Origin of the sequence: Brevundimonas goettingensis (genome assembly GCF_017487405.1) — a bacterium.
Taxonomy (GTDB): Bacteria; Pseudomonadota; Alphaproteobacteria; order Caulobacterales; family Caulobacteraceae; genus Brevundimonas; species Brevundimonas goettingensis.
Genome location: NZ_CP062222.1, coordinates 3131879 through 3156546 on the forward strand (window position 1 = coordinate 3131879; position 24668 = coordinate 3156546).

The window sequence follows — 24668 nt, forward strand, 5'->3', positions numbered from 1 at the left end:
GTCGGCCTAGCCTCGCCGCATGACCCACCCCGTCAAACACACCGGCGGCTGCCTCTGCGGGGCGCTGCGTTATGAGGCGGAGGGCGAGCCCCTCTATGCCGGCTATTGCTTCTGCACGGATTGCCGCAAGGCCTCGGGTTCGGGCTTCATTCCGTTTCTGGGGCTGGCGGCGGCGGGGGTGCGGCTGATCGGGCCGGTGCAGTCCCACACCTCGACCGGGGCCCACGGCGGTCCGGCGACGCGCAACATGTGCCCGACCTGCGGCGGTCTGGTCTTCGGCGGCGAGGTGGGGGTCAGCGACAGCTATACGTTCTACGCCGGATCGCTGGACGACTCTTCGAGCTTCAAACCGACGGTCGCCATCTTCAACGCCCGCCGCCCCGCCTGGGTCCCCTGCCCGGGGGCTGGAGGTGCATCAGGGCAATCCGTTCCGGGGCGTGGAGTTATGATGTCCTCTCCATCGCGCTTGCGATGGGGAGGTGGCGCGGCGCCGCTTGGCGACGTGACGGAGGGGGCTCCTACTTCGGCCAGCCGCCCGCGCGGCTGAGGGCGCTGGGCGCCGGGCGGCCGATCTTTTCGCCGATCCATTTCGCCGTCTCGATGAGACCATCGAGGTCATAGCCGGTCGAATAGCCCGCCCGCTCCAGCATATAGACCAGATCCTCGGTGGCGATATTGCCCGTGGCGCCCGGGGCGAAGGGGCAGCCGCCGATGCCGCCGACCGAGGCGTCGAGAATGTCCACCCCGGCCTCGACGCCCGCATAGGCATTGGCCAGGCCGGTGTTGCGCGTGTCGTGGAAATGCAGGCGCAGGGTCGCGTCGGGGGCCGCGCGTCGGGCCGCCTCGACCTTCCTGGTCACGCTCCAGGGATCGCCGACGCCGATGGTGTCGGCCAGGGCGATCTCGTCGACGCCGAGCGCCGCGATCTCGCCGACAAGATCCCGAACCTGATCCGTCGAGACCTCGCCGTCGAAGGGGCAGCCCCAGACGCAGCTGAGGGTCGCCAAAGGGACGGCGTGGCGCCCGGTTCGCCCTCGGCATTCGCGCGTCCGGCGATGATACCGGCCAGCATCTCGACCTGCTGGACCACCGACAGGCCCTGGTTCTTCAGGCCGAAGCCGTCGGTGACGCTCATGGCCACATTGACCTCGTCCACCGCCGTGCCCAGCGCCCGGTCATAGCCCTTGCCGTTGAGCACCAGGCCGATGCGGCTGCGGCCGGTCTCCCTGGGAAGGGCGGCCATCACCTCTTCGGCGCCGGCCATCTGGGGCACGTATTTGGGATGGACGAAGCTGACGGCCTCGATCCGTTTCGCCCCCGCAGCCTCCAGCCGGCGCACCAGTTCGGAGCGGACGGCGGGCTCGAGGACGGCCTTTTCGTTCTGCAGCCCGTCGCGCGGCCCGACCTCGACGATCTGGATCGGACGGCTCACTCGGCGGGCCCCTCGGCAGGCGCGCCATTGCCGGGCACGCTGGGCGCGGCCGGGGCGCCGGTCGGGGCGTAGACCGTCAGGGCGACCTCCTCGCCGGCGGCGTAGTTATAGCCACGCACCGTGCCGACGGCCCGGCCGCCCGCGCCCGACTGGGCCACGGCCTGACGGAAGGCTTCGGCGTCATGGGCCTCGACGATGGCCGGCCGGCCTTCCGCGAGAGCCCTGGCGGCGCCCGCGGCGTCGGTCAGCTGGGTGTCCCGGCCGGTCAGGAAGACGAAGCTGGGCTCGTGGAAGGTGGTGATGGCCACCGGCCCGGGGATCAGGCCCTGATCCGGGGCGATGCCGGCCCGCTCCATGGTCTCGACCAGCAGGGGCGCGACCGAAAGGGGGCGCAGCTGGCGCAGGGTCCCGGCGAGCGCCGCATGAGACACAACCCCGAAGGCCATGGCCACCAGCAGGGCCGAAACCGCCGCCCGGTTCAGCAGGATGAAGGTGCCGCCGATGCCCGCCACCGCCGTGCACAGGATGGTGATGGCCGCCCAGGTCTGGGCCGTCGAAGTGCCCCACTGGGTCAGGCCATAGACGGTGATCGCACAGATGATCCCGGCGGCGAAGACGGTCAGGCCGGCGCCGACGCGGCGGCTGATCGTGCCGATCGGCTGGGTCAGGGCGGCGGCCATCAGCAGGGCGATCGCCCCGAAGGTCGGCAGGGTGTAATGCGGCAGCTTGGTCGGGGCGAACTCGAAAATCAGCCAACCGGGGACCATCCAGCAGACCATGAACCGCACCGCAGGCTCGGCCCGCCGGCTCCAGGCGGTCGACAGGGCCGCGGGCCACAACAGGGTCGCCGGGAAGAGCAGCAGCGGCGACAGCAGCAGATAAAAGCCGGGGAAGCCGCCATGGCTCTCGGCCGCGCCGGTGATCTTGCCGCCCAGGTCGTGGCCCACGGCCTCGCGCCAGAAGCCGCCGTCGGTGGCGATGGTGATGGCGATGGCCCAGGGCCCGACCAGCAGGGCCACCATCGGCAGCCCCCAGCCCCAGCCGAGCCGCTTCAACCACCTGATGTCGCGGTCCCAGACCGACAGGGCGACCATGGCCGGGGCGACCACGAGCAGACCGATAGGCCCCTTGATCAGGATCGACAGGCCCAGCCCGAGCCAGAACAGGAATTTGTGCGGTCGCCGCGGGACCTCGCCCGCCCGTGTCGCCAGATAGATTCGCGCCAGGCTGCACATGGCCAGGGTGACGCAGGCGCACAGCATGGCGTCGGTCTTGGCCATCCCGGCCTCGGTCGAGAGCAGCAGGGTGGTCCCGAGAATGGCCCCGGCCAGGAAGCCCGCCCTCTGGCCGAACAGGGCCGCGCCCGCCCAGGCCACGGCCAGGGCCGCGATCAGGGCCCCGAACAGGGACGGCAGGCGGTAGGGCGCGATGTCGCGGTTCTCAACGCTCGATGTCAGGCCGACGGCGACCGCCTGCATCCAGTAGATGCCCACCGGCTTCTTCCAGCGCGGCTCCTCCTGGAAGCGGATGTCGACATAGTCGCCGCTCTCCAGCATCTGGGAGGTGGCCTGGGCATAGCGGCTCTCGTCGCGATCCAGCGGCGGCAGCAGCAACAGTCCGGGCAAACCCGCGATCAGCGTCAGCAAGGCCGCCAGCACGGGTCCGCGCCAGCCGGCGATATGGCGATCCAGGTTCGGGCGCGTCATTCCGCCCTCCTAGCACGGGTTCGGCCGCCGTTGTCAGGCCCCACCTTACACCCGACGGCCGAAAGCCTGTTCAGTTCGGCGCGCCCGAGGTCATGCCGAGGCGATAGCCGGGCACGCCCTCGACCGCCGGGGGCGCGCCGTGGGGATCAGGGGCTGGGCGTTCTCCAGCCCGCGGCCGGTGACATTGTCCATGGCCAGAAGCGGGCCCGAGAAGACGTTGACCCGTACATTCTCGATGTCGACATTCTTCATATTGGCCAGGGTCATGCCCCGGCCGCTGGTCCCGGTGACATCCTTGAGCACGAAGCCGTCCAGCGGCTTGTCGGGGTGGATCAGAACCGCCTCGACCAGCACCGGGACCTCGGTCACCTTGATCCGTTCGAAGGCGAAGTTTCGCACGGTCGGAATGCCGTCGGGGCCGCCGACCGGGAACTGGTCCTGTTTGCCGCTGTCGAGGATGTTCAGGCGCAGGAAGCCATAGCCCGCGCCCGAGACGTCGAGGTCGCGCATGACGATGTCCTCGATGAAGGCGCCCCGGCCCGGACGGGTCTTGATGTAGATGGCGAAGGTGCGGGCGGCCAGGCACCGGCAGCGCTCGACCAGGACGCGGCGCACCCCGCCGGACGTCTCCGAGCCGATGCCGATACAGGCCCAGTGTTTGTCGCGGAAGCTGCAGTCAAGGATGGTCACATCCTCGGTCGGCCGGGCGATGACATTGGCCTCCATGCCGCGTCCGGACTTGAGCGAGATGCAGTCGTCGGTGGTGTCGAAGTCGCAGTGGTCGATCAGGACCCGGCGGCAGGAATCGACGTCGATGCCGTCGGCCCCGCCCTTCACCGTCACCCCCTTGAAGGTCAGGTCGTCGCAATAGACCGGGTGGATCGACCACATGTCGTTCTGCTCGGTATAGACTTCGGTGATCAGGATGTTGTGGCAGTTGACCAACTCGATCAGGGCCGGGTGACGCAGGCCCGAGGCGCGATCGACCCGGCCGGGGATGGCGGTGTTGCCGAGGATCTTCCCCTTGCCCGCGATGGTGATGTTCCTCGCGTCCTGGGCCCAGACCAGACCGATATAGCCGGGGATCCAGCGGCCCTCCCAGCGCACCTGGGTGATCGGATAGTCGGCGACGTCGGGCGAGCCCAGCAGGGTCGCCCCCTCCTCAAGCCGCAGAGTCGTATTGGAGCCGATGCGGATCGCCCCGACCACATAGGTCCCGGCCGGAACCACCACCTCGCCGCCGCCGAGCACCGCGCAGCGATCCAGCACGGTCTGGACCGCGACCGTGTCCTTGGTCGCCCCGTCGCCCTTGGCGCCGAAATCACGCGGGTTCAGCCGCACCCCGTTGTCAGCCCGGTCGGAATGGGCGGGAAGCGCCGGCGGCGGCGTGGAAAGACCGGTCCCGGTCTGCCCGGAGGCTTGCGCCAAGGCAGACGCGGCAGCCACGGTAACCGGTGTCATTGTCGCGCAAAAAGCGCCGAGCCCGGCGGTCGTGATGAAGTGGCGGCGATTCGCTTTCATGATGGTTTCCTTCCCCGGAAAAATGGTCTGGCCGTTTCTTGTTCCGGCCACCATGGCACAGGGCCGCGCCGACCAAAACCACCAGAATGCCGCTGCTCTCGCGCGCGGGCTCAGGCTCGGCTAAACAGCGGCGATGAGCGCTACCCAGACCCCCGACGTTTCCGTCGTCGTTCCCGTGCATGATGAGGCCGGGGCCGCCGGACAGCTGGCCAAGGACATCGCCGCCGCCTTTCAGGGCCGGTCGTACGAGATGATCTTCGTCGATGACGCCAGCCGTGACACGACCCTGGCCGAGCTGCGCGCCCTGATGCCCGAGATGCCGACCTTGCGGGTGCTGGCCCATGCGACCAATGCCGGACAGAGCCGGGCGGTGCGCACCGGGGTGATGGCGGCCCGGGCGCCGATCGTGGTCACACTGGACGGCGACGGCCAGAACCCCCGCACGACGCCCCGCGGCTGGCCGACGCCCTGATGGCGGCGCCCGCCAATGTCGGACTGGTCGGCGGCGTAAGGGCCAAACGTCAGGATTCGGGCGCCAAGCGTCAGGCCTCGCTCTGGGCCAACCGCATCCGCAAGAAGCTGCTCAGCGACGACGCCGACGACACGGGTTGCGGCCTCAAGGCCTTCCGCCGCGACCTGTTCCTGCGCCTGCCCTACTTCGATCACATCCACCGCTATCTGCCGGCCCTGATGATCCGCGAGGGGTTCGAGAACCGCTATCTCGACGTCGACCACCGCCACCGCGAGACGGGCCGGTCGAAATACACCAACTGGGGCCGGCTGGTGGCCTCCTTCTCCGACCTGCTGGGTGTGATGTGGCTGAAGACCCGCTCGAGGCAGCCGGGACCGGTGAGTGAATTCTGAACCCACACACACCGCTCATCCGGACGAAAGTCTGGATCCAGAATCACGCCGGGTGTTCGCCGCGGGAATACGATTGGCTCCCGATCTCAAACGCCGCATTCGCTTCTGGATCCCGGCTTTCGCCGGGATGAGTGGTGATGATGGGATTTCCCCCTGCTCGCCCCTCGGGCGAGCAGGCGTGGCGGTATGGAGCGTTCCGGGATATGTATCGTTAAGAAGCGCGGCCGTTAGAGCGGCCTTCGCTCGCGAGGACCGCTGTCATGCTGATCGCCCTGCCCCTGCTGCTGATCCCGGTGGTGCTCTACAACATCGTCATTCTGTTCGGGGCCACGGGCGGCGGCGGCATGGCCGAGGCCGACGCCATCCTGCGCGATCCGCTGTTCTCGGTGCCCATGACCTCGGGCGCCAACTGGAACGTCGGCGTCGGCGACCTGATCCTGTTCCTGTCGCTGATCCTGCTGTTCTTCGAACTGCTCAAGTCGACCTCCAGCCAGAAGGTCGCCATCGTCAATCACGCCCTGTCGCTGATCGTCTTCGTGGTCTGTCTGGTCGAGTTCCTGCTGATCCGCGGCTTCGCGACCTCGACCTTCTTCCTGATCCTGGCCATGGTCATGCTGGACGTCCTGGCCGGGTTCATCGTGACCATCATCGCGGCCCGCAAGGATCTGGATTTCGGCGGAGCCTGACGGCCGAGCGCAACATCAAGGTGAATAGTGAGCAAACGGTGAGTCGTGAGCAGGCAAGCTCACGTCTCGCTCACTAACACCTCTCGCTCACCCCAGCGTCTCCACCGTCAGATTGCCGTTGGTGTAGACGCAGATGCTGGCCGCGATAGCCATGGATTTGCGCGCGATGGCCTCGGCGTCGAGGTCGGAATTCTCCAGCAGGGCCAAGGCCGCCGAAAGGGCGTAGTTGCCGCCCGAGCCGACCGCCGCCACGCCGTGCTCCGGCTCCAGCACGTCGCCGACGCCGGTGACGGTGAAGATCGAGGTCGCGTCGGCGACCAGCAGCATGGCCTCCAGACGACGCAGATAGCGATCGGTGCGCCAGTCCTTGGCGAGATCGACACAGGCCCGGGCCAGTTGGTCCGGATACTGCTCCAGCTTGGCCTCAAGCCGCTCGATCAGGGTGAAGGCGTCGGCGGTCGCGCCGGCGAAGCCCGCCAGCACCTTGCCGCCCGCCAGGACCCGGACCTTCCTCGCCGCGCCCTTGACGATGGTCGGCCCCATCGAGACCTGACCGTCGCCCGCGATGACGGTTTTGCCGTCCTTTCGGACCGCGAGAATGGTGGTGCCGTGCCAGCCGGGGCCGGCGTTTTCGGACGGGGAGGCGTTGAAGTCTTTCATGCCCTCCAGATGGCGTCGCCAAGCCGCTCCATCAAGCTTGGGAATAAGATTCCAACCTGAACGCCGTTCAGTCACATTTTCGACCAATGTCACCGGTATCAGTCAAGCTTACAGTGCTGTCGCGTCCCTTTCCGCGTTCCCCCGCGCGGCTCCCCCGATCTCCCCAGCGAAAGGCTCCGCCGTGTTGCAGCGCGCGATCTACGTCAGTGACGCGTCGGCACCGCCGGCAGTTCGATCCTGTCGATCGCCCAGATTCTGGGAGCCTCGGACATCAACAACCGCCGCGACGAACTGCGCGGCCTGCTGATCTTCCATCGCGGCCAGTTCATGCAGTTGATCGAGGGCCAACGCATCGATCTGGACCGGCTGCTGACGCGGCTGCGATTCGATCCGCGCCACGAAAATATTCGCATGCTGGTCGATGAGAACGTTATCGGGGAGCCTCTCGGCGTTCATCCGATGGCCCGCATCGCGGTCGACGGCAAGGTCGCGGCGATGATCGGCGATCGTCCGCTGGACTGTCTGTCCCTGCCCCAGGTCGAGGCCCTGTTCACCACGGCCGCCGAAACCCTCGATCTCGCGGCCTGACAATCCGGCCTGACAACGGGCCGGGCGACGCCTAGATGTCGGCCGTGGCCCAGTTTTCCGAAGATGAAGTCGAGCGGTACGCCCGCCACCTGATCCTCTCCGAGGTCGGGGGCCGGGGCAGCAGAAACTCGCCCGCGCCCGGGTGCTGATCGTCGGCGCCGGGGGCGTCGGGGGCCCGGCGGCCCTCTATCTGGCCGCGGCGGGCGTCGGGACGATCGGCCTGGTCGACGCCGACACCGTCTCCCTGTCCAACCTGCAGCGCCAGATCCAGTTCGCCACCGACGACATTGGTCGCCCGAAGACTGAGGCCGCCGCAGAACGGCTGACCGGAATCAATCCGCACATCGCGGTGCGGACCCATGCCGAAATGCTGACCGCCGAGACGGCGGCGCGCCTGATCTCCGACTATGACCTGGTTCTGGACGGCACCGACGACTTCCCGGCGCGGTTCGCGGTCAATGCGGCCTGTGTCGCGGCGGGAGTTCCGCTGGTTTCGGGCGCTCTGGGCCGCTGGGACGGCCAGGTCGCGGTGTTCGAGGGCCGCCCCTGTTACCAATGCCTGATCCCGGAAACGCCGCCCGACGCCGAGACCTGCGCCCGCGTCGGCGTCGTCGGCGCCCTGGCCGGGGTGATCGGGGCCATGGCGGCCCTGGAGGCGATCAAGCGGATCACCGGGGCGGGCGAGCCCCTGACAGGCCGGCTGATGCTCTATGACGGGTTGAATGCCACGGCCCGGACAGTGAGGATCGCCGCCGATCCCCACTGCCCGGTCTGTTCCGGCCGCCCCTAGGCGAAGGCGGTCTTGAGCAGGCGGATGTAGCGCTCCAGCAGTTCCTGCTCCTTGTCGTCCTCCCAGTCGCCGTGGCCGGCGTCATTCACCTCGACGAACTCGACCCGCTTGCCGGCCCCGCGCAGGGCGGCGTTCAGGCGACGCGTCTGCTCGACCGGCACAATCCAGTCGTCGGTGCCGTGGACGAGGAAGACCGGGCACTGGATCTCCGACACGCGGCGGCGCGGCGAGGCGGCCTCCAGCATGGCGTCGTCGACGCCGGGGACGCCGATTCGCTTGGTCCAGAAGTCATAGATCTCCTGCCCGGGGTCTCATCCTCGCGCTTCTCCCAGGCCAGCATGTCGGGCAGGTCCGAGACGCCGGCGATGGAGATGGCGGCCTTGTAGGCGCCGGGCGTCTTCACCGCCCCCATCATGGCCGCATATAGCCGCCGTAGCTGGAACCCATGAGGGCCACCCGGCCGGCGTCCAGACCCTTGGCGGAGACGGCGTGGGCGACGGCGTCCTCGACGTCCTCCTGCATCCGCGTGCCCCAGCGATGCCAGCCCTGGCTCGCGAAGCCGAGACCATAGCCGCCCGAGCCCCGGAAATTGGGCTGGATCACCCACCAGCCCTGAGCGGCCAGAACCTGGACCTGCCGGTCATAGCCGCGGTTGTCGCGCATCTCCGGACCGCCATGGACGAGGACCACCAGCGGCCCCGACCGGCCGCCGGGCGGCGCCGTCAGATAGGCCTCGACCGTCGCCCCGTCGCGCGTCTGGACCTTGAGCAGCTCCGCCGGGCCGAGCCGCTCGGGATCCAGCTTCAGCCGCGAGCCGATGTTGACGATATTCTGGGCCGTCCGGTCGTAGAAATACCAGCCGCCCGGCTCGCGCGGTCCGTCGACGCGGGCGATGAATCGGTTCCGGCTCTGGTCCACATCGGTCAGATGGACGTCGCAGTCATTGTCGAAGAAGCGGTTGAGCGCCCGGTGGTGCGGGGCCAGGGCCGGTTCGACGAAGTCGTACTCCAGCCGGTCGCCATAGTAGGCGGCGCCCAGATAGCGGCCGGCGGAATCCTTGAGGCCGTACAGGACGTCGCGTCCGGCGCGGGACTGCATCGGGGCGCCGAAGCCGAGTGTGTTGAGGTCCAGCTCACGCACCGATTTGACGTCTTCCTCGCCGGCGCGGGCGTTGACCAGCACCACCCCGGGCTTGTCCGTGCCGCCGATCCACGAGAACTCGGGCGCGTCCTGGACGCGGCTGCGACGCACGAACCGCCATTCGGTCTCGCCGGGCGCGCGGGCATAGACGCTCTCGAGCGTGCCGCGCGGATTGATGTCGTGGCGCAGGACCGCGACCCCGTCCTTGGTGTCCCAGCCGAAGGTGCCGGAATTGCCGCGCTCCAGCCGTTCGGCCGAGCCGTCGACCAGACTGGCGCGATACAGGGCCAGAAAGCCGCCCGGCTCCAGAGCCGTCATCAGGATGTGGTCCGCGTCCTTTGGCAGGAGATCGACGATCCGGCCGAGGTCGAGATTGCCCCGCGCCCGGCTGCGTTCGGCCTCGAACAGGGTGACCCGGGCGCCGCTGTCGACGTCGATGGAGACGATCCGACGCGACTTCAGCTCACCGCCGCCGGTGCGGATATTGCTGCCCGCCGAGGTCCGTCGCCCGATGGTCTGGGTGATGATCAGCCGCACCAGCAGGCGGTGGTCGTTGCCCCAGTACAGCCCGTCCACCTCGATGGGCCCCAGATCCACCCGGACGGGCCGCCCCTCCGGATCACCGGCGTCGAGGATGTCCACGACGCCATGCGGCTCCTTCAAGGCGCCGATCTGCTCCAGCGAGGCGATCCGCCGTCCATCGGGCGACAGCTTGACCGACCGGGTCCCGGCGTGGGTGAAGAAATCGCCGACCGGATAGGGCCGCCCCGCCTGGGCCGCCGCCTCGGCCGGATCGGCAGCCAGAGTCCCTGCGCCTGCACCCGCCGCTGCAAGCGCCCCTGCGCTCGCCAGAAAATCACGTCGCGACAACCTCTGCCGCGCCGCCTTGGTCATACCCGCCACGCACGTCCCCCAACTCAACTCACGGATGCAACCAGCCCCAGGCCGGGCCCGCCGTCAAGACGCCAACGTCAAGCTTCCTGTGCGACGATCAGGGCTGGAGCGGCTTTTCCCAGAACTGAGCCTGACCCAGCTCGGGGTCGAGCGCATAGCCGGCGAAGCCAAGCGAGCGGTACAGGGCTTTGGCCGGATGGTTGCCCTCCAGCACCTCCAGCGTCAGCTTGCAGCAGCCGCGCTCTAGGGCGATCGCCTCGACGAGGGCCAGCATCCGCCGGGCGAGGCCCAGTCCCCGGTATTCGGCAAGGACGGCGACGTCATGGACGTTGAGCAGGGGCGCGCATCTGAAGGTCGAAAAGCCCTCGAACACATTGACCAGACCGGCCGGAGCCCCGTCGACGAAGGCGAGGACGGAAAGGGCGTCCGGGCGGGCGGCGAGCGCAGGAATCAGCCCCTCGCGCACGGCCAGGCTCAATGGGTGCTTCCCGCCCATCGGATCGCGGGCGTAGGCGTCGAGCAGTTCGACAACCGCCGCCGCATGGATCGGATCGCCATAGTCGGCGCGGACGACCTCCATGGCCATCCTCAGAGCATGGCCGGGATGACGCGGTCTGGCGGACGGTGGCCGTTCTGGTAGGTCATGACGTTCAGGATCACCCGGTCGCCCATGTCCTGACGCGCTTCCAGCGTCGCCGAGCCAAGGTGGGGCAGCAGCACGACATGGGGATTGCCGATCAGGCCCGGGTGAATCGCAGGCTCGTTCTCGAACACGTCCAGACCGACGCCGTAGAGGCTGCGGCGCGCCACCGCATCCGCGAGGGCCGCCTCGTCGATCAGCTCGCCGCGGGCGGTGTTGATCAGGATGGCGTGCGGTTGCAGCCGCGCCAGACGCTCGGCCGAGAGCAGATGGTGAGTGTCCTTCGTCGCCGGGCAGTTCAGGGAGATGACGTCCATCCGCGCGAGCATCTCGTCCAGATCGTCCCACCAGGTCGCGCCCAGCTCTTCCTCGATCCTCGGGCTGACGGCCTTGCGGTTATGATAGTGGACCTGCATGCCGAAGGCCCTGGCGCGGCGGGCGAGGGCCTGGCCGATGCGGCCCATGCCGACGATGCCGAGGCGCTTGCCCCAGAGTTTGCGGCCGCACATCCAGGTCGGGGTCCAGCCCTCGAACCTGCCTTCCGCCACCACCTGCGCCCCCTCGACGATGCGGCGGCTGACGGCCAGGATCAGGCTCATGGCCAGGTCGGCAGTGTCCTCGGTGAGGACGCCCGGTGTATTGGTGACGATGATTCCGCGCGCCACGGCCGCGTCGACGTCGATGTGATCCACCCCGGCGCCGAAATTGGCGATCATCTTCAGCTGGTCGCCGGCCCCGTTGATCAGAGCCGCGTCGATCTCGTCGGTGATGGTGGGAACCAGAACGTCGGCGCGCTGCATGGCCGCCTCCAGCGCTGCCCGGTCCATCGGACGGTCCTTCAGGTTCAGTTCGGCGTCGAAAAGCTCGCGCATCCGCGTCTCGACCGCGTCCGGCAGGCGTCTGGTTAATACGACCTTAAGCTTGGGGGAGGACATGGGAGCCTTGAGGTTTCACCATGCGCCGATCCCGAAGGACGGCGCCGGACGCGACGGGTCGACAAGGGTGTCTAGCAAAGCTCAGTCCGGGTTCCAAAGCCCAACAGCCGGTTTCCTCCGTCGGGCCGTTCCCGTAGCGGGCGCGATCGCCCTGTCGCTGGGTCTGGGCGGGTCGCTAGGCGCGGCGTCCGAGCCGACCGCGACCATGCCCGACGGCCGTCCGACCCCGACGCGCCAGCCCGTGCCGCGCTGGCTGACGCTGAAGGCGTCCGAGGTCCGCGCCCGCTCCGGCCCCGGCCTCGACTACCATATCCTGTGGGAATACCACGCCGCCGGACTGCCGGTTCAGGTGATCGCCGAGACCCTGGAATGGCGCAAGATCTGTGATCCCGACGGCGCGGTCGTCTGGGTTCACCGCAGCGTGGTCCGCTCGCGCCGCAGCGCCTTCAACGCCGGCGGCCAGGAAATCCCGATCCGTTCAAGCCGGTCCGACACGGCCTCGGTCCGCGCCCGGCTGTCACCCCGCTCCATCGTGTCGCTGGACGACTGCGAGGACGGCTGGTGCCATGTCGGCGGCCGCAAGGTCCACGGCTGGGTGCCCCAGGCCGCCGTCTTCGGCGGGGCGACACAACCCCTGTGCGATGCACGCCGCCCGGCGGGCCCTCGCCCCTGAGCGCCCCCTGAGCGACCGTCAAAACTGGACGGTTGAGCCCGCCCCCCGGCTCGTGTAACCCCGGCGCCACATATTCGGAGTTCCACCTTGAGCCAATATCCGTCGTCTTTCGATCATGCCGCCCTGCTGGCCTCGGGCCGCGGCGAGCTGTTCGGACCCGGCAACGCCCAGCTGCCGGCCCCGCCGATGCTGATGTTCGACCGGATCACCACGATCAACGATAACGGCGGCGAACACGGCAAGGGCTATGTCGAGGCCGAACTCGACATCCATCCCGACCTCTGGTTCTTCCAGTGCCACTTCATCGGCGACCCCGTCATGCCCGGCTGCCTGGGCCTGGACGCCATGTGGCAGCTGGTCGGCTTCTATCTGGGCTGGATCGGCGGCCCGGGCCGCGGCCGCGCGCTCGGCGTCGGCGAGGTCAAGTTCACGGGTCAGGTGACGCCGGACGTCAAACGCGTCGTCTACAAGATCAATCTGAAGCGGGTCATCAACCGCAAACTGGTCATGGGCATCGCCGACGGGGTTCTCGAAGCCGACGGCGTCCCCATCTATACGGCCACGGACATGCGGGTCGGCCTGTTCGGCGCTAACGAAGCCGCCAAGGGCTGAGCTAGGGTCGTCTGACGGACATAACCGCGACAAACGCGGAACCCGCTCCGGACCGGCGCGGGGATCAGAGTAAGAGGAAATACAGCATGCGGCGTGTCGTCGTTACAGGGCTGGGCATCGTCTCCTCCATCGGCGACGGCGCCGCGGAGGTCACCGAATCGCTGCGCAACGCCAAATCCGGCGTCGTGGCGGCCCCTGATCACATCAAATACGGCTTCCGGTCCCAGGTCTGGGCGCCGCCGTCGCTGGGCGTCACGGCCGAGGACTGGGCCCCGCGCGTGGATCGTCGCGCCGCCCGCTTCCTCGCCAACGGCACCGCCTGGGCCCAGATCGCCTTCGAAGAGGCCCTGGCCGATTCCGGCATGACTGCCGAGGAGATCCGCGACGACCGCATCGGCGTCATCGTCGGCGAGGGCGGCCCCTCGACCCAGGTCATCCTGCAGGCGGCCCAGACCACCATCGAGAAGATGTCGCCCAAGCGCGTCGGCCCCTTCGCCGTGCCCAAGGCCATGGCGTCCGGCCCCTCGGCCGTGCTCTCGACCTGGTTCCAGATGCGCGGGATCAACTATTCGATCTCCTCGGCCTGCGCGACCTCGGCCCACTGCATCGGCGCGGCCATGGAGCAGATCCAGCTGGGCAAGCAGGACGTGGTCTTCGCCGGCGGCTGCGAGGACATCGACTGGTCGATGTCCAACATGTTCGACGCTATGGGCGCCATGTCCTCCGACTACAACGGGACCCCGTCAGTCGCCTCGCGCGCCTACGATGCTTCCCGTGATGGCTTCGTCATCGCCGGCGGCGCCGGCATCGTGGTGGTCGAGGAATACGAGCGCGCTTTGGCGCGCGGCGCGAAAATCTACGCGGAGATCGTTGGCTACGGCGCCAACTCCGATGGCTATGACATGGTTGCCCCGTCGGGCGAGGGCGCCGAGCGCTGCATGAAGATCGCCCTGGCCCAGGCCGGCAATCCGAAGATCGACTACCTGAACCCGCACGGCACCTCGACCCCGGTCGGCGACGCCAAGGAGATGGCGGCGGTCCGCAACGTCTTCGGCGACGATCTGCCGATGATCTCCTCGACCAAGTCGCTGACGGGCCACTCGCTCGGCGCCGCCGGGGCCCAGGAGGCGATCTACTGCCTGCTGATGATGGCCAACGACTTCGCCGCCGAGAGCGCCCACATCGAGACCCTCGACCCCGAGTTCGAGGGCATGCCGATCCTGCGCCAGCGCCACGACGGCCCGCTGACCCACGTCATGTCAAACAGCTTCGGCTTCGGCGGCACCAACGGTACGCTGATCTTCTCGAAGGTCTGAGACGTTACCCTCTCTCGCGAGAGGGTTCCGTCACGGCGCCTCGCCTGCTAACCCTCGCGGAAATCAGGCCTCAAGCAGCGCTGCGCGCGGTAGGCCGCACAGAGGAGATCGATCCATGGCCGCTGAATCCGCCTGGAACATGCCGACCGGCGAACTGATGAAGGGCAAGAAGGGCCTGATCATGGGGGTGGCGAACGCCAACTCCATCGCCTGGGGCATCGCCTCCCAGCTGGCCGCCCAGGGCGCCGAACTGGCCTTCACCTATCTCGGCGAGGGTCTGGAGCGCCGCGTGCGTCCGCTGGCCGAAAGCGTCGGCGCCAAGCTGCTGATCCAGGCCGACGTCACTGACGACGCCTCCATGGACGCCGCCTTCGTCGAGCTGGAGAAGGAGTTCGGCACGATCGACTTCGTTGTCCACTCCGTCGCCTTCGCCAACAAGGATGAGCTCAAGGGCTCCTTCATCGAGAACACCTCGCGCGACAGCTTCCTGCTGGCGATGAACATCTCCTGCTTCAGCTTCGTGGACGTGGCCAAGCGGGCGGCGAAGCTGATGCCGAACGGCGGGGCCATGATCACCATGACCTACCTCGGCTCGGAACGGGCCATCCCCAACTACAACACCATGGGCGTGGCCAAGGCCGCGCTGGAAGCGGCGACCCGCTACATCGCCCGCGACCTGGGTCCCAAGGGCATCCGCGTCAACGCCATCTCGGCCGGCGCCATGCGCACCCTGTCGCTCGCCGGCATCTCGGGCGGCCGCGGCATGATCGCCCAGGGCCGGGCCATGTCGGCGATGAAGGAGGACACCTCCATGGAAGGCGTCGCCGGCGCCGCCCTGTGGCTGTGCTCGGACCTCGGCTTCTCGACCACCGGCGAAGTCATCCACGTCGACGCCGGCTTCCACATGATGGGCCTCGCGGGCGACGAGGAGTAGTCGCCGTCGATGACGGAGTCCGCTGAACCTCCAGCCCCGCCCGTCTCCGCCTTCACGGCCGCCGCCGTCGGGACCATCATCGGTTTCGGCGGCACCGTGGCCCTTGTCGTTCAGGCCGGGCAGACGATGGGGGCCTCGCCGGTCCAGATCGTGTCGATGGTCACGGCCCTGTGCCTCGGCATCGGCCTGCCGGGACTGGTGCTGAGCTGGCGGCTGAAGATTCCAGTCATACTCGCCTGGTCGACGCCGGGCGCGGCCCTGCTGGCGGCCTCAACGCTGAATCACAGCTGGTCGACGGCGGTGGGCGCCTTCGTCATCGCGGGCGCCATGATGATGGTCGTCGGCCTGATCCCGGTGCTGGGCCGTCTGGCGGCGCGAATCCCGGCGGCGGTGGCCTCGGCCATGCTGGCGGGGGTGCTGCTGCCCTTCGTGATCAAGCTGTTCCTCGTCTTCCCGACCGATCTGGCGCTGGCTGCGGGTCTGGTCGCGGTCTTCCTGATCGCGCGACGACTGGCCCCGACCTGGGCGCTGCCTCTGGTGCTGGTCGGCGCCTTCGCGGCCCTGGCCGTCCGCGGACAGATCGCCCTGCCGCCGGGCACAGGCGTGTTCGGGACCCTGTCGCCGGTCGCTCCCCACTTCGAGCTCAAGGCGGCGGTCAGCCTGGCCCTGCCCCTGTTCATGGTGACCCTGGTGTCCCAGAACCTGCCGGGTCTGGTGGTGCTGAGGACCGCCGGATACGCCCCGCCCGCCGGGCCGCTGCTGCTCTCCACCGGGGCCGCAACGGTGCTTCTGGCGCCATTCGGAGCCTATGGAATCAATCTGGCGGCCATCGTCGCGGCCATCTGCACCGGCCCGGAGGCCCATCCGGACCCGCAGCGCCGCTGGATCGTCGGCGTGATCTACGGCGGCCTCTATCTGGTCGTCGCCCTGTTGGCCGCGCCTCTGGCCGGGCTGTTCATCGCCATGCCGCACGGGACCCTGGCCCTGATCACCGGACTGGCGCTGGTCGGCCCACTGCTGGGCGCGCTGGGCGGGATGCTGGCGGAGCCGAAGGACCGGGAAGCGGCCGTCCTGACCTTCGCCGCCACCGCCTCGGGCCTGGCCCTGTTCGGTATCGGCTCGGCCTTCTGGGGGCTGGCCACGGGCTTCGTCGCCCTGGCGGTCGGACGCTGGGTGAAGCCGCCCCAACCTCGCGTGCGGCCCGCGCCTTAAATCCAGCGCGATCTGTGGTATAAGGCGGGCTCCCTTCGATCAGGATACCGCCCCTTGAGCATCACGCTCGATCTCTCGCGTGTTTCAACGCCCGCGCCTGCCGCCCCCGTCAACCTCGCCGGTCTGACGCGCGACGGCCTGCGCGAAGCCCTGATTTCGGGCGGGGTCTGTGCGCCCGAGAAGGCGAAGATGCGCAGCGTGCAGATCTGGCGCTGGATCCATCACCACGGGGTCACCGACTTCGCGGCCATGACCAATATCGACAAGGAGACCCGGGCGCGGCTGGAGGCCTCCTGCACCCTGGCCCGACCCGAGATCGTCGAGCGGCAGGTGTCGAAGGACGGCACCCGCAAATATCTGATCCGCACCGCCCCGGGCATCGAGATCGAGGCGGTCTACATCCCCGACGTCGGTCGCGCGGGCGCCCTGTGCGTCTCCTCGCAGGTCGGCTGCACCCTGAACTGCACCTTCTGCCACACCGGCACCCAGAAGCTGGTCCGCAACCTGACCGCGGCCGAGATCGTGGCCCAGGTCCAGGTCTGCCGCGACGATCTGGAGGAATGGCCGTCGCCCTCCGAAGACCGCCGCCTGTCCAACATCGTCTTCATGGGCATGGGCGAGCCGCTGTACAATCTGGACGCCGTGTCGGACGCCATCGACATTATCTCGGACAATGAGGGCATCGCCCTGTCGCGCCGCCGGATGACCGTCTCGACCTCGGGCGTCGTGCCGCAGTTGCAGGCCCTCGGCGACCGCACCCAGGCCATGCTGGCGATCAGCCTGCACGCCACCAACGACGACCTGCGCAACGTGCTGGTGCCGCTGAACAAGAAGTACAACCTCGAACAGCTGATGGACGGCATCCGCGCCTATCCGGGCCTGTCCAATGCGCGCCGGGTGACGTTCGAATACGTCATGCTGAAAGGCGTCAACGACAGCCCGGCCGAGGCCCGCGCCCTGGTCAAGCTGATCGACGGCATCCCGGCCAAGGTGAACCTGATCCCGTTCAACCCCTGGCCCGGCACCGACTACGAATGCTCGGACTGGAAGACCATCGAGGTCTTCGCCGCCATTCTGAACAAGGCCGGCTTCGCCAGCCCCATCCGCACCCCGCGCGGCCGCGACATCCTCGCCGCCTGCGGCCAGCTGAAGTCCGAGAGCGAGAAGCTGCGGGCGAGCGCCCTCAGGACGGCGGAACAGGCTGGGGCTGAGGCGGCCTAGGTTGCGAAAGCGCCATCCGGTGGACGACCGCGCCAGCGACCCCATGCCGGCCTGACGGCGGGCGAGCTCGCAGCGAAGAAGAAGGCCGGCGAGGACTGAGCGGCCTTCACAGGAACTGCGGCACGCGCGCCTTGAGCAGGCGGACGAGGTTCGGGTCCATGAACTCATAGTCGTCGGGAATGCCGAGGCAGATAACCCGCGCCCGCTTCAGACTGGCCTTGAACCGCTTTTGCAGCTTGCTGCGGTGAGCCTTCTCCATGACGAAGATGACGTCGGCCCATTCGACCAGTTCGGTCGTGACCACCTCTTCGGCGTCCTGATCGAGGCCCGCCGAGGCGGTCTCAAGTCCCGGCCAGTCGGCGAAGACCTGTTCGGCCGTCGGGGACCGCAGCTTGTTCTGCGAACAGACGAAGAGGACGTTTTTCACGCCGGCAAGCCGCGCGACAGCCACCAGAGTTCGGACTGAAACTCCGCCGGCGCCTTGTCCACATCCGCTAGACCGTTGATGAGCCCCATGGCCTCCAACGCGTCGAAAAAGACGTTTCGCAAGGAGGATGGCAGAGGCTTCCCACTGAACGGGCAGAAGGTCAGCCCTTGAACGGCCGACGATCCCGGTTCGATCGCCAGATGGAATTCGCGAAACCGGGCGGAATAGCCGAGGCCGCATTCTCCCCTGTCGATGAAGCGGAACAGGTCGGGAAAGTCATCCCGGAGCGTGGACTCGATCATGGCTCTCGTCAGCTTCTGTAATCCCCGTTGATCTCGATGTAGCCCTTGGTCAGATCGCAGGTCCAGACGGTGGCGGAGGCGCGGCCGGCGCCGACATCGACGGTGATGTCGATCTCGGGGTTCTTCATATAGGCCGTCATCTTGGCCTCGTCGTAGTGGGGCGAAGGGGCGCCGTCGATGGCCGCCTGATGAGGTCCGGAATTTGATCGCCAGGGCGTCGCGATTGACCGGCTCCTCGGTCTTGCCGACAGCCATGACCACCCGGCCCCAGTTGGCGTCCTGACCGGCGATGGCGGTCTTGACCAGGGGGCTGTCGGCGATCGACTTGGCCAGTTTCCGGGCCGAGGCCGGGCTGGCGGCGCCGTCGACCATGACCTTGACGAATTTGGTCGCGCCCTCGCCGTCGCGGACCAGCTGGTGCGCGAGGTCCAGCATGACACGGTCCAGAGCGGCCGAGAACTCCTTCAGACGCCGATCGCCGACGCGGCCGATGCGGGGCGCGGTCGAGGCGCCGGTGGCGAACATCAGACAGGTGTCGTTGGTCGAGGTGTCGCCGTCGACCGTCACCGAGTTGAAGGTGGTGCGCACGTGCAGGCTGAGCAGGGCGCGCAGCACGCTGGGATGGATGTCGGCGTCGGTGACGATGAAGGCCAGCATGGTCGCCATGTCCGGCGCGATCATGCCCGAGCCCTTGGCGATGCCGGCGATGCGGACCTTCTCGCCCTCGATCAGGGCCTCGGCATAGGCCCCCTTGGGGAAGGTGTCCGTGGTCATGATGCCGCGCGCGGCCAGGGCCCAGGCGTCGGTCCAGACGGCTTTCGACGGTCGGCAGCTGGGCCGCGATCTTGTGGTCGTCCAGCACCACCCCGATGACCCCGGTCGAGGCCAGCATGACGTCGCGCTGGCGGCAGCCGAAGCGTTTGGCGACCTCGGAGGCGGTGCGGCGGGCGGCGTCGGCGCCGGCCTTGCCGGTGAAGGCGTTGGCGCAGCCGGCGTTGACCACCAGGGCCCGCACGTCCTTGCCGCCCTCGTCGGAATCCAGATGGCGCTTGCACCAGTCGACGGGGGCCGAGCCCACCTTGTGCTTGGTGAAGACCCCGGCGCAGGTCGTGCCGCGCGCGAAGCGGAACACCACCAGATCCTCGCGCTCATGCTTGTAGAAGCCGGCCCGGGCGGTGGCGATCTCGACCCCTGCGATGGGGGAATGGTCGGGAAGGGCACGGCCAGGGCGAGACCTTGAGGCCGGGCTTGCCGGGCGCCGCGGGTGCGGGGGCGGCCGTCGGGGCCGGGGTCGTCGCGCGCTTCAGGGCAGAGGCGAGCGGATCCAGCGCCTTTTCGATGGCGTGTTCGATCTTCTGGCCGGTCGAGGCCTTGCCTGCGGAAGTGACGGGAGGCTTGCTCATTGTCTGGACGCTCCAGCGGGAGCCGTCATCGGCGCCGTCGGGGAGAAGGATTGGCGGAAGGTGAGGGCGCGGATGCCGGCTCCTCCGCTCCGCTCGGCGCGGGTTCGTCGGCCAGCAGGATGTTCACCTTGGCCTTGCCGCGGAGCTGCTCCAGCAGCCTGCGCACGCCTTCATAGGTCAGATAGCGCACGATCTGGGGCCGCGCCTGTTCCAGGGTCGGCGGACTTTCCTTGCGCCGGTCCTCGACCCGCAGCACGGCCCAGCCGCCGTCCGTCTGGAACGGACCGACGGTTGAACCCGCCGGGGCGTCGCGCAGAGCATTGGCATAGGCCTGGGGCATGACATCGACTGTCGAATAGCCGAGGTCGCCGCCCGAGAACCGGGTCGCCTCGTCGACCGACCGCTCCTGTGCCACCGCCGAGAAGGCCGCGCCCTGGCTCAGGATGCCGATCACCGCGTCGGCTTCCGGCTTCGTCCGCGACAGGATCAGCCGCACCCGATCTCTTCCGAGCTCTTCGCCAGCTTGAGCTGCTCCTGGTACAGGGTCTGGACGGCCTGGTCGTTGATGCGGCCGTTGACCTCGTTCTCGACCAGCATGTCGCCCATGATCCGCTCCTGGGTCGCCTTGAGGCGGCGCTGGGCGAGGATCGAATTGTCGAGGCCGCGGCGCTCGGCCTCACGGGCCAGCAGCTTCTGGTCAATGACCTCGTCCAGCACGCGCCGGAACAGGTCCGAGGTGACGTCCAGCGGTTCACCCTCGCCGACCAACCCTTGCGCCACCGCCTCACGCTTGACGTCGGAGGCCCAGATGGTCTGGTCCTGCACCTTGGCCACGGCCTGATCACCGGGCTCGGGCGCGCGATCCGCATCATTGCCGCCACCGCAGGCGGCGACCGTCAAAAGCCCCGCGAAAGCGATCAAGGTCAGAGGGTTGCGCGAAAGACGCCTTGTACGAAAAACGGACAAAGGAGGCTGCTCCGTTCCGGACTGGAATGCCCCTCGCGTTGACAGGGGTAAGGCCGGTGCTTAAGTCCCGGCTGCGCCCAAGTCGAGGGGTTTTCGATCGTTCGCGCGGCCCTCGCGCGCGCCTTGTTCAGGCGCACCGGGCCGCCGTCGGGTCTGGCCCCTCTCGCGGCGTTGTCGCCGCCCGTCCGGAACCTTTCCGGACCCTGTTCAGAGCCTTCAGACGCTCGACGCCTTCGGATCGCTTATGCTCGGCTTCGCCAAGAAAATTTTCGGCTCTTCCAATGATCGCAAGGTCAAGGACTTCCTGGTCCGCGTTGAGAAGATCAACGCCCTGGAGCCCAAGTTCGCCGCCCTGAGCGACGACGAGCTGCGCATGATGACCCAGACCTTCCGGGATCGTCTGGCGGGCGGGGAGTCCTCGGACAAGATCCTCAATGAGGCCTTCGCCGTCGCGCGTGAAGCCTCAAGCGGGTTCTGGGCCAGCGCCAGTACGACGTGCAGCTGGCCGGCGGCATGATCCTTAACGAAGGCGGCATCGCCGAGATGCGCACCGGCGAGGGCAAGACCCTGGTCGCTATCGCCCCTGCCTATCTGAACGCCCTTAGCGGCAAGGGCGTCCACGTCATCACCGTCAACGACTATCTGGCCCGCCGCGACGCGGAATGGATGGGCCGGGTCTATCGCTTCCTCGGCATGGAAGTGGGCGTGATCGTCAACGGCCTATCCTCGGGCCAGCGTCAGGCGGCCTATGCGGCCGACATCACCTACGGCACGAACAACGAGTTCGGCTTCGACTATCTGCGCGACAACCTGGTCTATGACCGGGCCGAGATGGTCCAGCGGCCGCACAATTCGCGATCGTCGACGAGGTCGACTCGATCCTGATCGACGAAGCCCGCACGCCCCTCATCATCTCGGGCCCGACCGAGGACCGTTCGGATCTCTACAAGATCCTCGACGGCGTGGTGAAGGAACTGATCAAGGACAAGACCACCTACGACCTCGACGAGAAGCAGAAGCAGGCCCTGCTGACCGAGGAAGGCTCCGAGAAGATCGAGCAGATCCTCGAGGAAGGCGGCCATTTCGCCGAGGACACGACCGGTCTCTATGACGCCGCCAACGTCAGCCTGGTGCACCACATCAACCAGGCCCTGCGCGCCAACACCCTGTACACGCGCGACAAGGATTACATCATCAAGGCCGGCGAGATCGTGCTGATCGACGAGTTCACGGGTCGGATGATGACCGGCCGCCGATTGTCCGAAGGCCTTCACCAGGCCATCGAGGCCAAGGAGGGCGTGCAGATCATGCCCGAGAACCAGACCCTGGCCTCGGTCACGATCCAGAACTATTTCCGCCTCTACGAAAAACTGTCCGGCATGACCGGTACGGCCGCCACCGAGGCCCAGGAGTTCGGCGACATCTACAAGATGGACGTCCTGGAAGTTCCGACCCACCGCCCGGTCCAGCGCATCGACTATGACGACGAGGTCTATCGCACCGAGCGCGAGAAGAACGAGGCCATCGCCCGTCAGATCGCCGAATGCCACGTCCGCGGCCAGCCGATCCTGGTCGGCACCGTCTCGATCGAGAAGTCCGAACAGCTGTCGGCCATGCTCGACACCTATGAGTACAAGACCGAGGTCTCGCGCTCGCTGAAGCCCGAGTTCGCAGGCAAGGCCAAGGACGCCGAGAAGCTGGGCGACGCGGCCTATGACATCGTCTGGAAGACCGAGTTCAAGGGCATCCCCCATTCGGTCCTGAACGCGCGTCAGCATGAGCAGGAAGCCTTCATCGTCGCCGACGCCGGCCTGCCGGGCGCGGTGACCATCGCCACCAACATGGCCGGCCGCGGCACCGACATCCAGCTGGGCGGAAACCTCGAGATGCGCCTCGAGAAATGGCGTCTGGATCAGCGCAACATGGGCGTCATGGTCACGCCCGAGGACGAGAAGGCTGAAGAAGTCCGCCTCAAGGCCGACATCGGCGTGCACAAGGCCGCGGCCCTGGCAGCCGGCGGCCTGTTCGTCCTGGGCACCGAGCGCCACGAAAGCCGTCGGATCGACAACCAGCTGCGCGGTCGCACCGGCCGTCAGGGCGACCCCGGCACCTCGAAATTCTTCCTCTGCTGCGAAGACGACCTGCTGCGCATCTTCGCCGGCGACCGTCTGGACACGATCATGCGCTCCTTCGGCGTCGCCGAGGGCGAGGCGATTTCGCACCCCTGGCTGAACCGCGCCGTCGAGACCGCCCAGAAGCGCGTCGAGACCCGCAACTACGACATCCGCAAGAATCTGCTGAAGTACGACGACGTCGTGAACGACCAGCGCAAGGCGGTGTTCGAACAGCGTCAGGAGTTCATGGACTCCGACGATCTGTCTGAACTGGTGGGCGAATTCCGTTCGGACGTGGTCACCGACCTGGTCGACCGCTACATGCCGCCCAAGGCCTATGCCGAGCAGTGGGACATCGACGGCCTGGACGAGAAGGTCCGCATGACCCTGGGTCTCGAACTGCCGCTGCACGACTGGGCCGCAGAGGAAGGCGTGTCGAACGAGGAGGTCGAGGAGCGGCTGCAGGCCGCCGCCGCCGCCCGCGCCGCCGAACGGCTGGAGCTGGTCGGCGAAGGCCAGACCCGCGGCATCGAGAAGCAGTTCCTGATGCAGCAGATCGACATGTCCTGGCGCGAGCACCTGGTCCATCTGGATCACCTGCGCGGCGTCATCGGCCTGCGCGGCTACGGCCAGCGCGATCCGCTGAACGAGTACAAGACCGAAGCCTTCTCCCTGTTCGAGAACCTGCTGCACGAGCTGCGCCACAACGTCACCCGCTGGCTGATGACGGTGGAGTTCCGCTTCGAGGCCCGCCGCAGATGGAGATGCCCGAGTTCCGGGAAATCCACCTGAACCCCGGCACCGGCGAGAACGAGATGGGCAATCCCTACGCCCAGAACCCGGAGCAGCAGTTCACCGGCGACGACCGTTCGCGCCTGCCGGTCGAGCTCCTGCCGGTCGGCTGGGAGCGCACCTCGCGCAACGCCGACTGCCCCTGCGGCTCGGGCCGCAAGTTCAAACACTGCCATGGCAGCCTGATCTGACGTCATGTCGGGGCTGCCGTTCGATACGGACTACTGGAAGTCCACCGGTTCGAACGCCTGGGTGACCCTGCAGCCCCTGCTCGACCGGCTGTATCAGCCGATCAGCGACGCCATCCTGACGCAGGTTCCCTCGGCGCCCGACGCCCGGGCGCTGGACATCGGCTGCGGCCCCGGCGCGACCACGCTCCAGATGGCCCGCCGGCTGCCGGACGGTCTATGCCTCGGCGTCGACGTGTCCGAGCCGCTGCTGGCGCTCGCACGCCAGCGGGCGGAGGCTGAAAGCCTGGCCAGTGCAGATTTCCGGCTGGCCGACGCCCAGACCGCCGCCTTCGACCCGAATTCGACGCCCTGATCTCGCGCTTCGGGGTGATGTTCTTCCCCGATCCAGAAGTCGCCTTCGCCAACCTGCACCGGGCGCTTCGCCCGGAGGGCCGCCTGAGTTTCGCCTGCTGGCGGGGCCCTGCGGACAATCCGCTGGCGGGCCTGCCCGACGCCGTCGCCCCCCCCTGATCCCGGACCTCCAGACCCCGCCGACCAGCGGCCCGGGCCGTTTCGCCTTCGCCGATCCGGATCTGGTCCGGGACGTTCTGCAGGGCGCAGGCTGGCGCGATGTCGAGATTACCTCTCTGGACGTCCCGACGCCGCTTTC

Annotated in this window: 18 protein-coding genes and 8 pseudogenes; 14 read left to right on the top strand and 12 right to left on the bottom strand. The window is 68.0% G+C overall.

Annotated features, from left to right (window positions below; translation table 11 throughout):
• Positions 1–19: 19 nt before the first annotated feature.
• Positions 20–547, top strand: coding sequence for a GFA family protein (locus tag IFJ75_RS15365; protein WP_207869148.1), 528 nt, complete (start codon positions 20–22; stop codon positions 545–547).
• Here IFJ75_RS15365 and IFJ75_RS15370 read toward each other — a convergent pair.
• The 3 genes and pseudogenes from IFJ75_RS15370 to IFJ75_RS15380 form a co-directional block, all read right to left on the bottom strand.
• Positions 519–1432, bottom strand: a pseudogene (locus tag IFJ75_RS15370) (hydroxymethylglutaryl-CoA lyase). The gene IFJ75_RS15365 and the pseudogene IFJ75_RS15370 sit on opposite strands and share 29 nt — an antisense overlap.
• Entirely contained in the window at positions 1429–3138 is a 1710-nt protein-coding gene (locus tag IFJ75_RS15375) for an ArnT family glycosyltransferase (protein WP_207869150.1), read from the bottom strand. Before IFJ75_RS15375 ends, IFJ75_RS15370 begins: the two are co-directional and overlap by 4 nt.
• Positions 3139–3228: 90 nt before the next feature.
• Positions 3229–4584 (bottom strand): glycoside hydrolase family 28 protein, encoded by a 1356-nt coding sequence (locus tag IFJ75_RS15380; RefSeq protein ID WP_207869152.1) that lies wholly within the window; start codon positions 4582–4584, stop codon positions 3229–3231.
• Between the two features lie 208 nt (positions 4585–4792).
• Here IFJ75_RS15380 and IFJ75_RS15385 point away from each other — a divergent pair.
• Together IFJ75_RS15385 and IFJ75_RS15390 are read left to right on the top strand one after the other, a co-directional pair.
• Positions 4793–5523 (top strand): annotated as a pseudogene (locus IFJ75_RS15385) (glycosyltransferase family 2 protein).
• Positions 5524–5783: 260 nt separating this feature from the next.
• Positions 5784–6209, top strand: a complete 426-nt coding sequence (locus IFJ75_RS15390) for a hypothetical protein (protein WP_207869154.1) — start codon at positions 5784–5786, stop codon at positions 6207–6209.
• Between the two features lie 87 nt (positions 6210–6296).
• Here the strand turns inward: IFJ75_RS15390 and hslV are convergent, their stop codons facing one another.
• On the bottom strand, positions 6297–6869 hold the full coding sequence (gene hslV, locus IFJ75_RS15395) for an ATP-dependent protease subunit HslV (RefSeq protein WP_207869156.1): 573 nt from the start codon (positions 6867–6869) through the stop codon (positions 6297–6299).
• A 300-nt stretch (positions 6870–7169) separates the two neighbouring features.
• Between hslV and IFJ75_RS20235 the strand changes: the two are divergent.
• The 3 genes and pseudogenes from IFJ75_RS20235 to IFJ75_RS15405 form a co-directional block, all read left to right on the top strand.
• Positions 7170–7238: pseudogene (locus tag IFJ75_RS20235) on the top strand (hypothetical protein); the annotation flags it as partial.
• 90 nt (positions 7239–7328) lie between these two features.
• The gene (locus tag IFJ75_RS20030) at positions 7329–7457 is read left to right on the top strand and encodes a hypothetical protein (protein ID WP_263972992.1); all 129 of its coding nucleotides are present in this window, start codon (positions 7329–7331) and stop codon (positions 7455–7457) included.
• 35 nt (positions 7458–7492) lie between these two features.
• Positions 7493–8247: pseudogene (locus tag IFJ75_RS15405) on the top strand (HesA/MoeB/ThiF family protein).
• On the opposite strand, the gene IFJ75_RS20035 reads toward IFJ75_RS15405, so the two are convergent.
• The 4 genes from IFJ75_RS20035 to IFJ75_RS15425 form a co-directional block, all read right to left on the bottom strand.
• The gene (locus IFJ75_RS20035) at positions 8244–8492 is read right to left on the bottom strand and encodes an alpha/beta hydrolase family protein (RefSeq protein WP_263972993.1); all 249 of its coding nucleotides are present in this window, start codon (positions 8490–8492) and stop codon (positions 8244–8246) included. The pseudogene IFJ75_RS15405 and the gene IFJ75_RS20035 overlap by 4 nt on opposite strands.
• 166 nt (positions 8493–8658) lie before the next feature.
• Entirely contained in the window at positions 8659–10281 is a 1623-nt protein-coding gene (locus IFJ75_RS20040; protein WP_263973056.1) for an alpha/beta hydrolase family protein, read from the bottom strand.
• Positions 10282–10378: 97 nt separating this feature from the next.
• Positions 10379–10861 (bottom strand): GNAT family N-acetyltransferase, encoded by a 483-nt coding sequence (locus IFJ75_RS15420; protein WP_207869160.1) that lies wholly within the window; start codon positions 10859–10861, stop codon positions 10379–10381.
• An 8-nt stretch (positions 10862–10869) separates the two neighbouring features.
• The gene (locus IFJ75_RS15425; protein WP_207869162.1) at positions 10870–11856 is read right to left on the bottom strand and encodes a 2-hydroxyacid dehydrogenase; all 987 of its coding nucleotides are present in this window, start codon (positions 11854–11856) and stop codon (positions 10870–10872) included.
• 205 nt (positions 11857–12061) lie between these two features.
• Between IFJ75_RS15425 and IFJ75_RS15430 the strand changes: the two genes are divergently transcribed.
• The 6 genes from IFJ75_RS15430 to rlmN all read left to right on the top strand — a co-directional run bounded on the left by IFJ75_RS15430 (position 12062) and on the right by rlmN (position 17824).
• Complete coding sequence (locus IFJ75_RS15430) at positions 12062–12529, top strand: SH3 domain-containing protein (protein ID WP_225896856.1); 468 nt, start codon at positions 12062–12064, stop codon at positions 12527–12529.
• An 87-nt stretch (positions 12530–12616) separates the two neighbouring features.
• On the top strand, positions 12617–13141 hold the full coding sequence (fabA, locus tag IFJ75_RS15435) for a 3-hydroxyacyl-[acyl-carrier-protein] dehydratase FabA (protein ID WP_207869166.1): 525 nt from the start codon (positions 12617–12619) through the stop codon (positions 13139–13141).
• Between the two features lie 86 nt (positions 13142–13227).
• On the top strand, positions 13228–14457 hold the full coding sequence (fabB, locus tag IFJ75_RS15440; protein ID WP_207869168.1) for a beta-ketoacyl-ACP synthase I: 1230 nt from the start codon (positions 13228–13230) through the stop codon (positions 14455–14457).
• Between the two features lie 139 nt (positions 14458–14596).
• Positions 14597–15391, top strand: coding sequence for an enoyl-ACP reductase FabI (locus tag IFJ75_RS15445; RefSeq protein ID WP_404822102.1), 795 nt, complete (start codon positions 14597–14599; stop codon positions 15389–15391).
• Between the two features lie 9 nt (positions 15392–15400).
• The gene (locus tag IFJ75_RS15450) at positions 15401–16603 is read left to right on the top strand and encodes a benzoate/H(+) symporter BenE family transporter (protein ID WP_207869172.1); all 1203 of its coding nucleotides are present in this window, start codon (positions 15401–15403) and stop codon (positions 16601–16603) included.
• 54 nt (positions 16604–16657) lie between these two features.
• Positions 16658–17824: a 23S rRNA (adenine(2503)-C(2))-methyltransferase RlmN gene (gene rlmN, locus IFJ75_RS15455; protein ID WP_207869174.1), complete on the top strand. Its 1167-nt coding sequence runs from the start codon at positions 16658–16660 to the stop codon at positions 17822–17824.
• 106 nt (positions 17825–17930) lie between these two features.
• Here rlmN and IFJ75_RS15460 read toward each other — a convergent pair whose 3' ends face one another.
• From IFJ75_RS15460 to IFJ75_RS20240, 4 genes and pseudogenes are all read right to left on the bottom strand, one after another.
• A complete protein-coding gene (locus IFJ75_RS15460; protein ID WP_207869176.1) occupies positions 17931–18251 on the bottom strand; it encodes a low molecular weight protein tyrosine phosphatase family protein in 321 nt (106 codons plus the stop codon).
• Complete coding sequence (locus tag IFJ75_RS15465; RefSeq protein WP_207869178.1) at positions 18248–18553, bottom strand: DUF6980 family protein; 306 nt, start codon at positions 18551–18553, stop codon at positions 18248–18250. Before IFJ75_RS15465 ends, IFJ75_RS15460 begins: the two co-directional genes overlap by 4 nt.
• An 8-nt stretch (positions 18554–18561) precedes the next feature.
• A pseudogene (gene argJ / locus IFJ75_RS15470) lies at positions 18562–19956 on the bottom strand (bifunctional glutamate N-acetyltransferase/amino-acid acetyltransferase ArgJ).
• Positions 19953–20883, bottom strand: a pseudogene (locus IFJ75_RS20240) (peptidylprolyl isomerase). The pseudogenes argJ and IFJ75_RS20240 overlap by 4 nt, the downstream one beginning before the upstream one ends.
• Positions 20884–21166: 283 nt before the next feature.
• On the opposite strand from IFJ75_RS20240, the pseudogene secA reads away from it, so the two are divergent.
• Positions 21167–24019: pseudogene (gene secA / locus IFJ75_RS15480) on the top strand (preprotein translocase subunit SecA).
• A 4-nt stretch (positions 24020–24023) separates the two neighbouring features.
• Positions 24024–24529 (top strand): annotated as a pseudogene (locus tag IFJ75_RS19810) (class I SAM-dependent methyltransferase).
• Positions 24530–24668: the final 139 nt, after the last annotated feature.

Coding starts and splice junctions, on each gene's coding strand:
- IFJ75_RS15365 (WP_207869148.1), top strand. CDS start 20: ATGACCCACCCCGTCAAACACACCGGCGGCTGCCTCTGCGGGGCGCTG.
- IFJ75_RS15375 (WP_207869150.1), bottom strand. CDS start 3,138: ATGACGCGCCCGAACCTGGATCGCCATATCGCCGGCTGGCGCGGACCC.
- IFJ75_RS15390 (WP_207869154.1), top strand. CDS start 5,784: ATGCTGATCGCCCTGCCCCTGCTGCTGATCCCGGTGGTGCTCTACAAC.
- hslV (WP_207869156.1), bottom strand. CDS start 6,869: ATGAAAGACTTCAACGCCTCCCCGTCCGAAAACGCCGGCCCCGGCTGG.
- IFJ75_RS20030 (WP_263972992.1), top strand. CDS start 7,329: ATGGCCCGCATCGCGGTCGACGGCAAGGTCGCGGCGATGATCGGCGAT.
- IFJ75_RS20035 (WP_263972993.1), bottom strand. CDS start 8,492: ATGCTGGAGGCCGCCTCGCCGCGCCGCCGCGTGTCGGAGATCCAGTGC.
- IFJ75_RS20040 (WP_263973056.1), bottom strand. CDS start 10,281: ATGACCAAGGCGGCGCGGCAGAGGTTGTCGCGACGTGATTTTCTGGCG.
- IFJ75_RS15420 (WP_207869160.1), bottom strand. CDS start 10,861: ATGGAGGTCGTCCGCGCCGACTATGGCGATCCGATCCATGCGGCGGCG.
- IFJ75_RS15425 (WP_207869162.1), bottom strand. CDS start 11,856: ATGTCCTCCCCCAAGCTTAAGGTCGTATTAACCAGACGCCTGCCGGAC.
- IFJ75_RS15430 (WP_225896856.1), top strand. CDS start 12,062: ATGCCCGACGGCCGTCCGACCCCGACGCGCCAGCCCGTGCCGCGCTGG.
- fabB (WP_207869168.1), top strand. CDS start 13,228: ATGCGGCGTGTCGTCGTTACAGGGCTGGGCATCGTCTCCTCCATCGGC.
- IFJ75_RS15445 (WP_404822102.1), top strand. CDS start 14,597: ATGCCGACCGGCGAACTGATGAAGGGCAAGAAGGGCCTGATCATGGGG.
- IFJ75_RS15450 (WP_207869172.1), top strand. CDS start 15,401: ATGACGGAGTCCGCTGAACCTCCAGCCCCGCCCGTCTCCGCCTTCACG.
- IFJ75_RS15465 (WP_207869178.1), bottom strand. CDS start 18,553: ATGATCGAGTCCACGCTCCGGGATGACTTTCCCGACCTGTTCCGCTTC.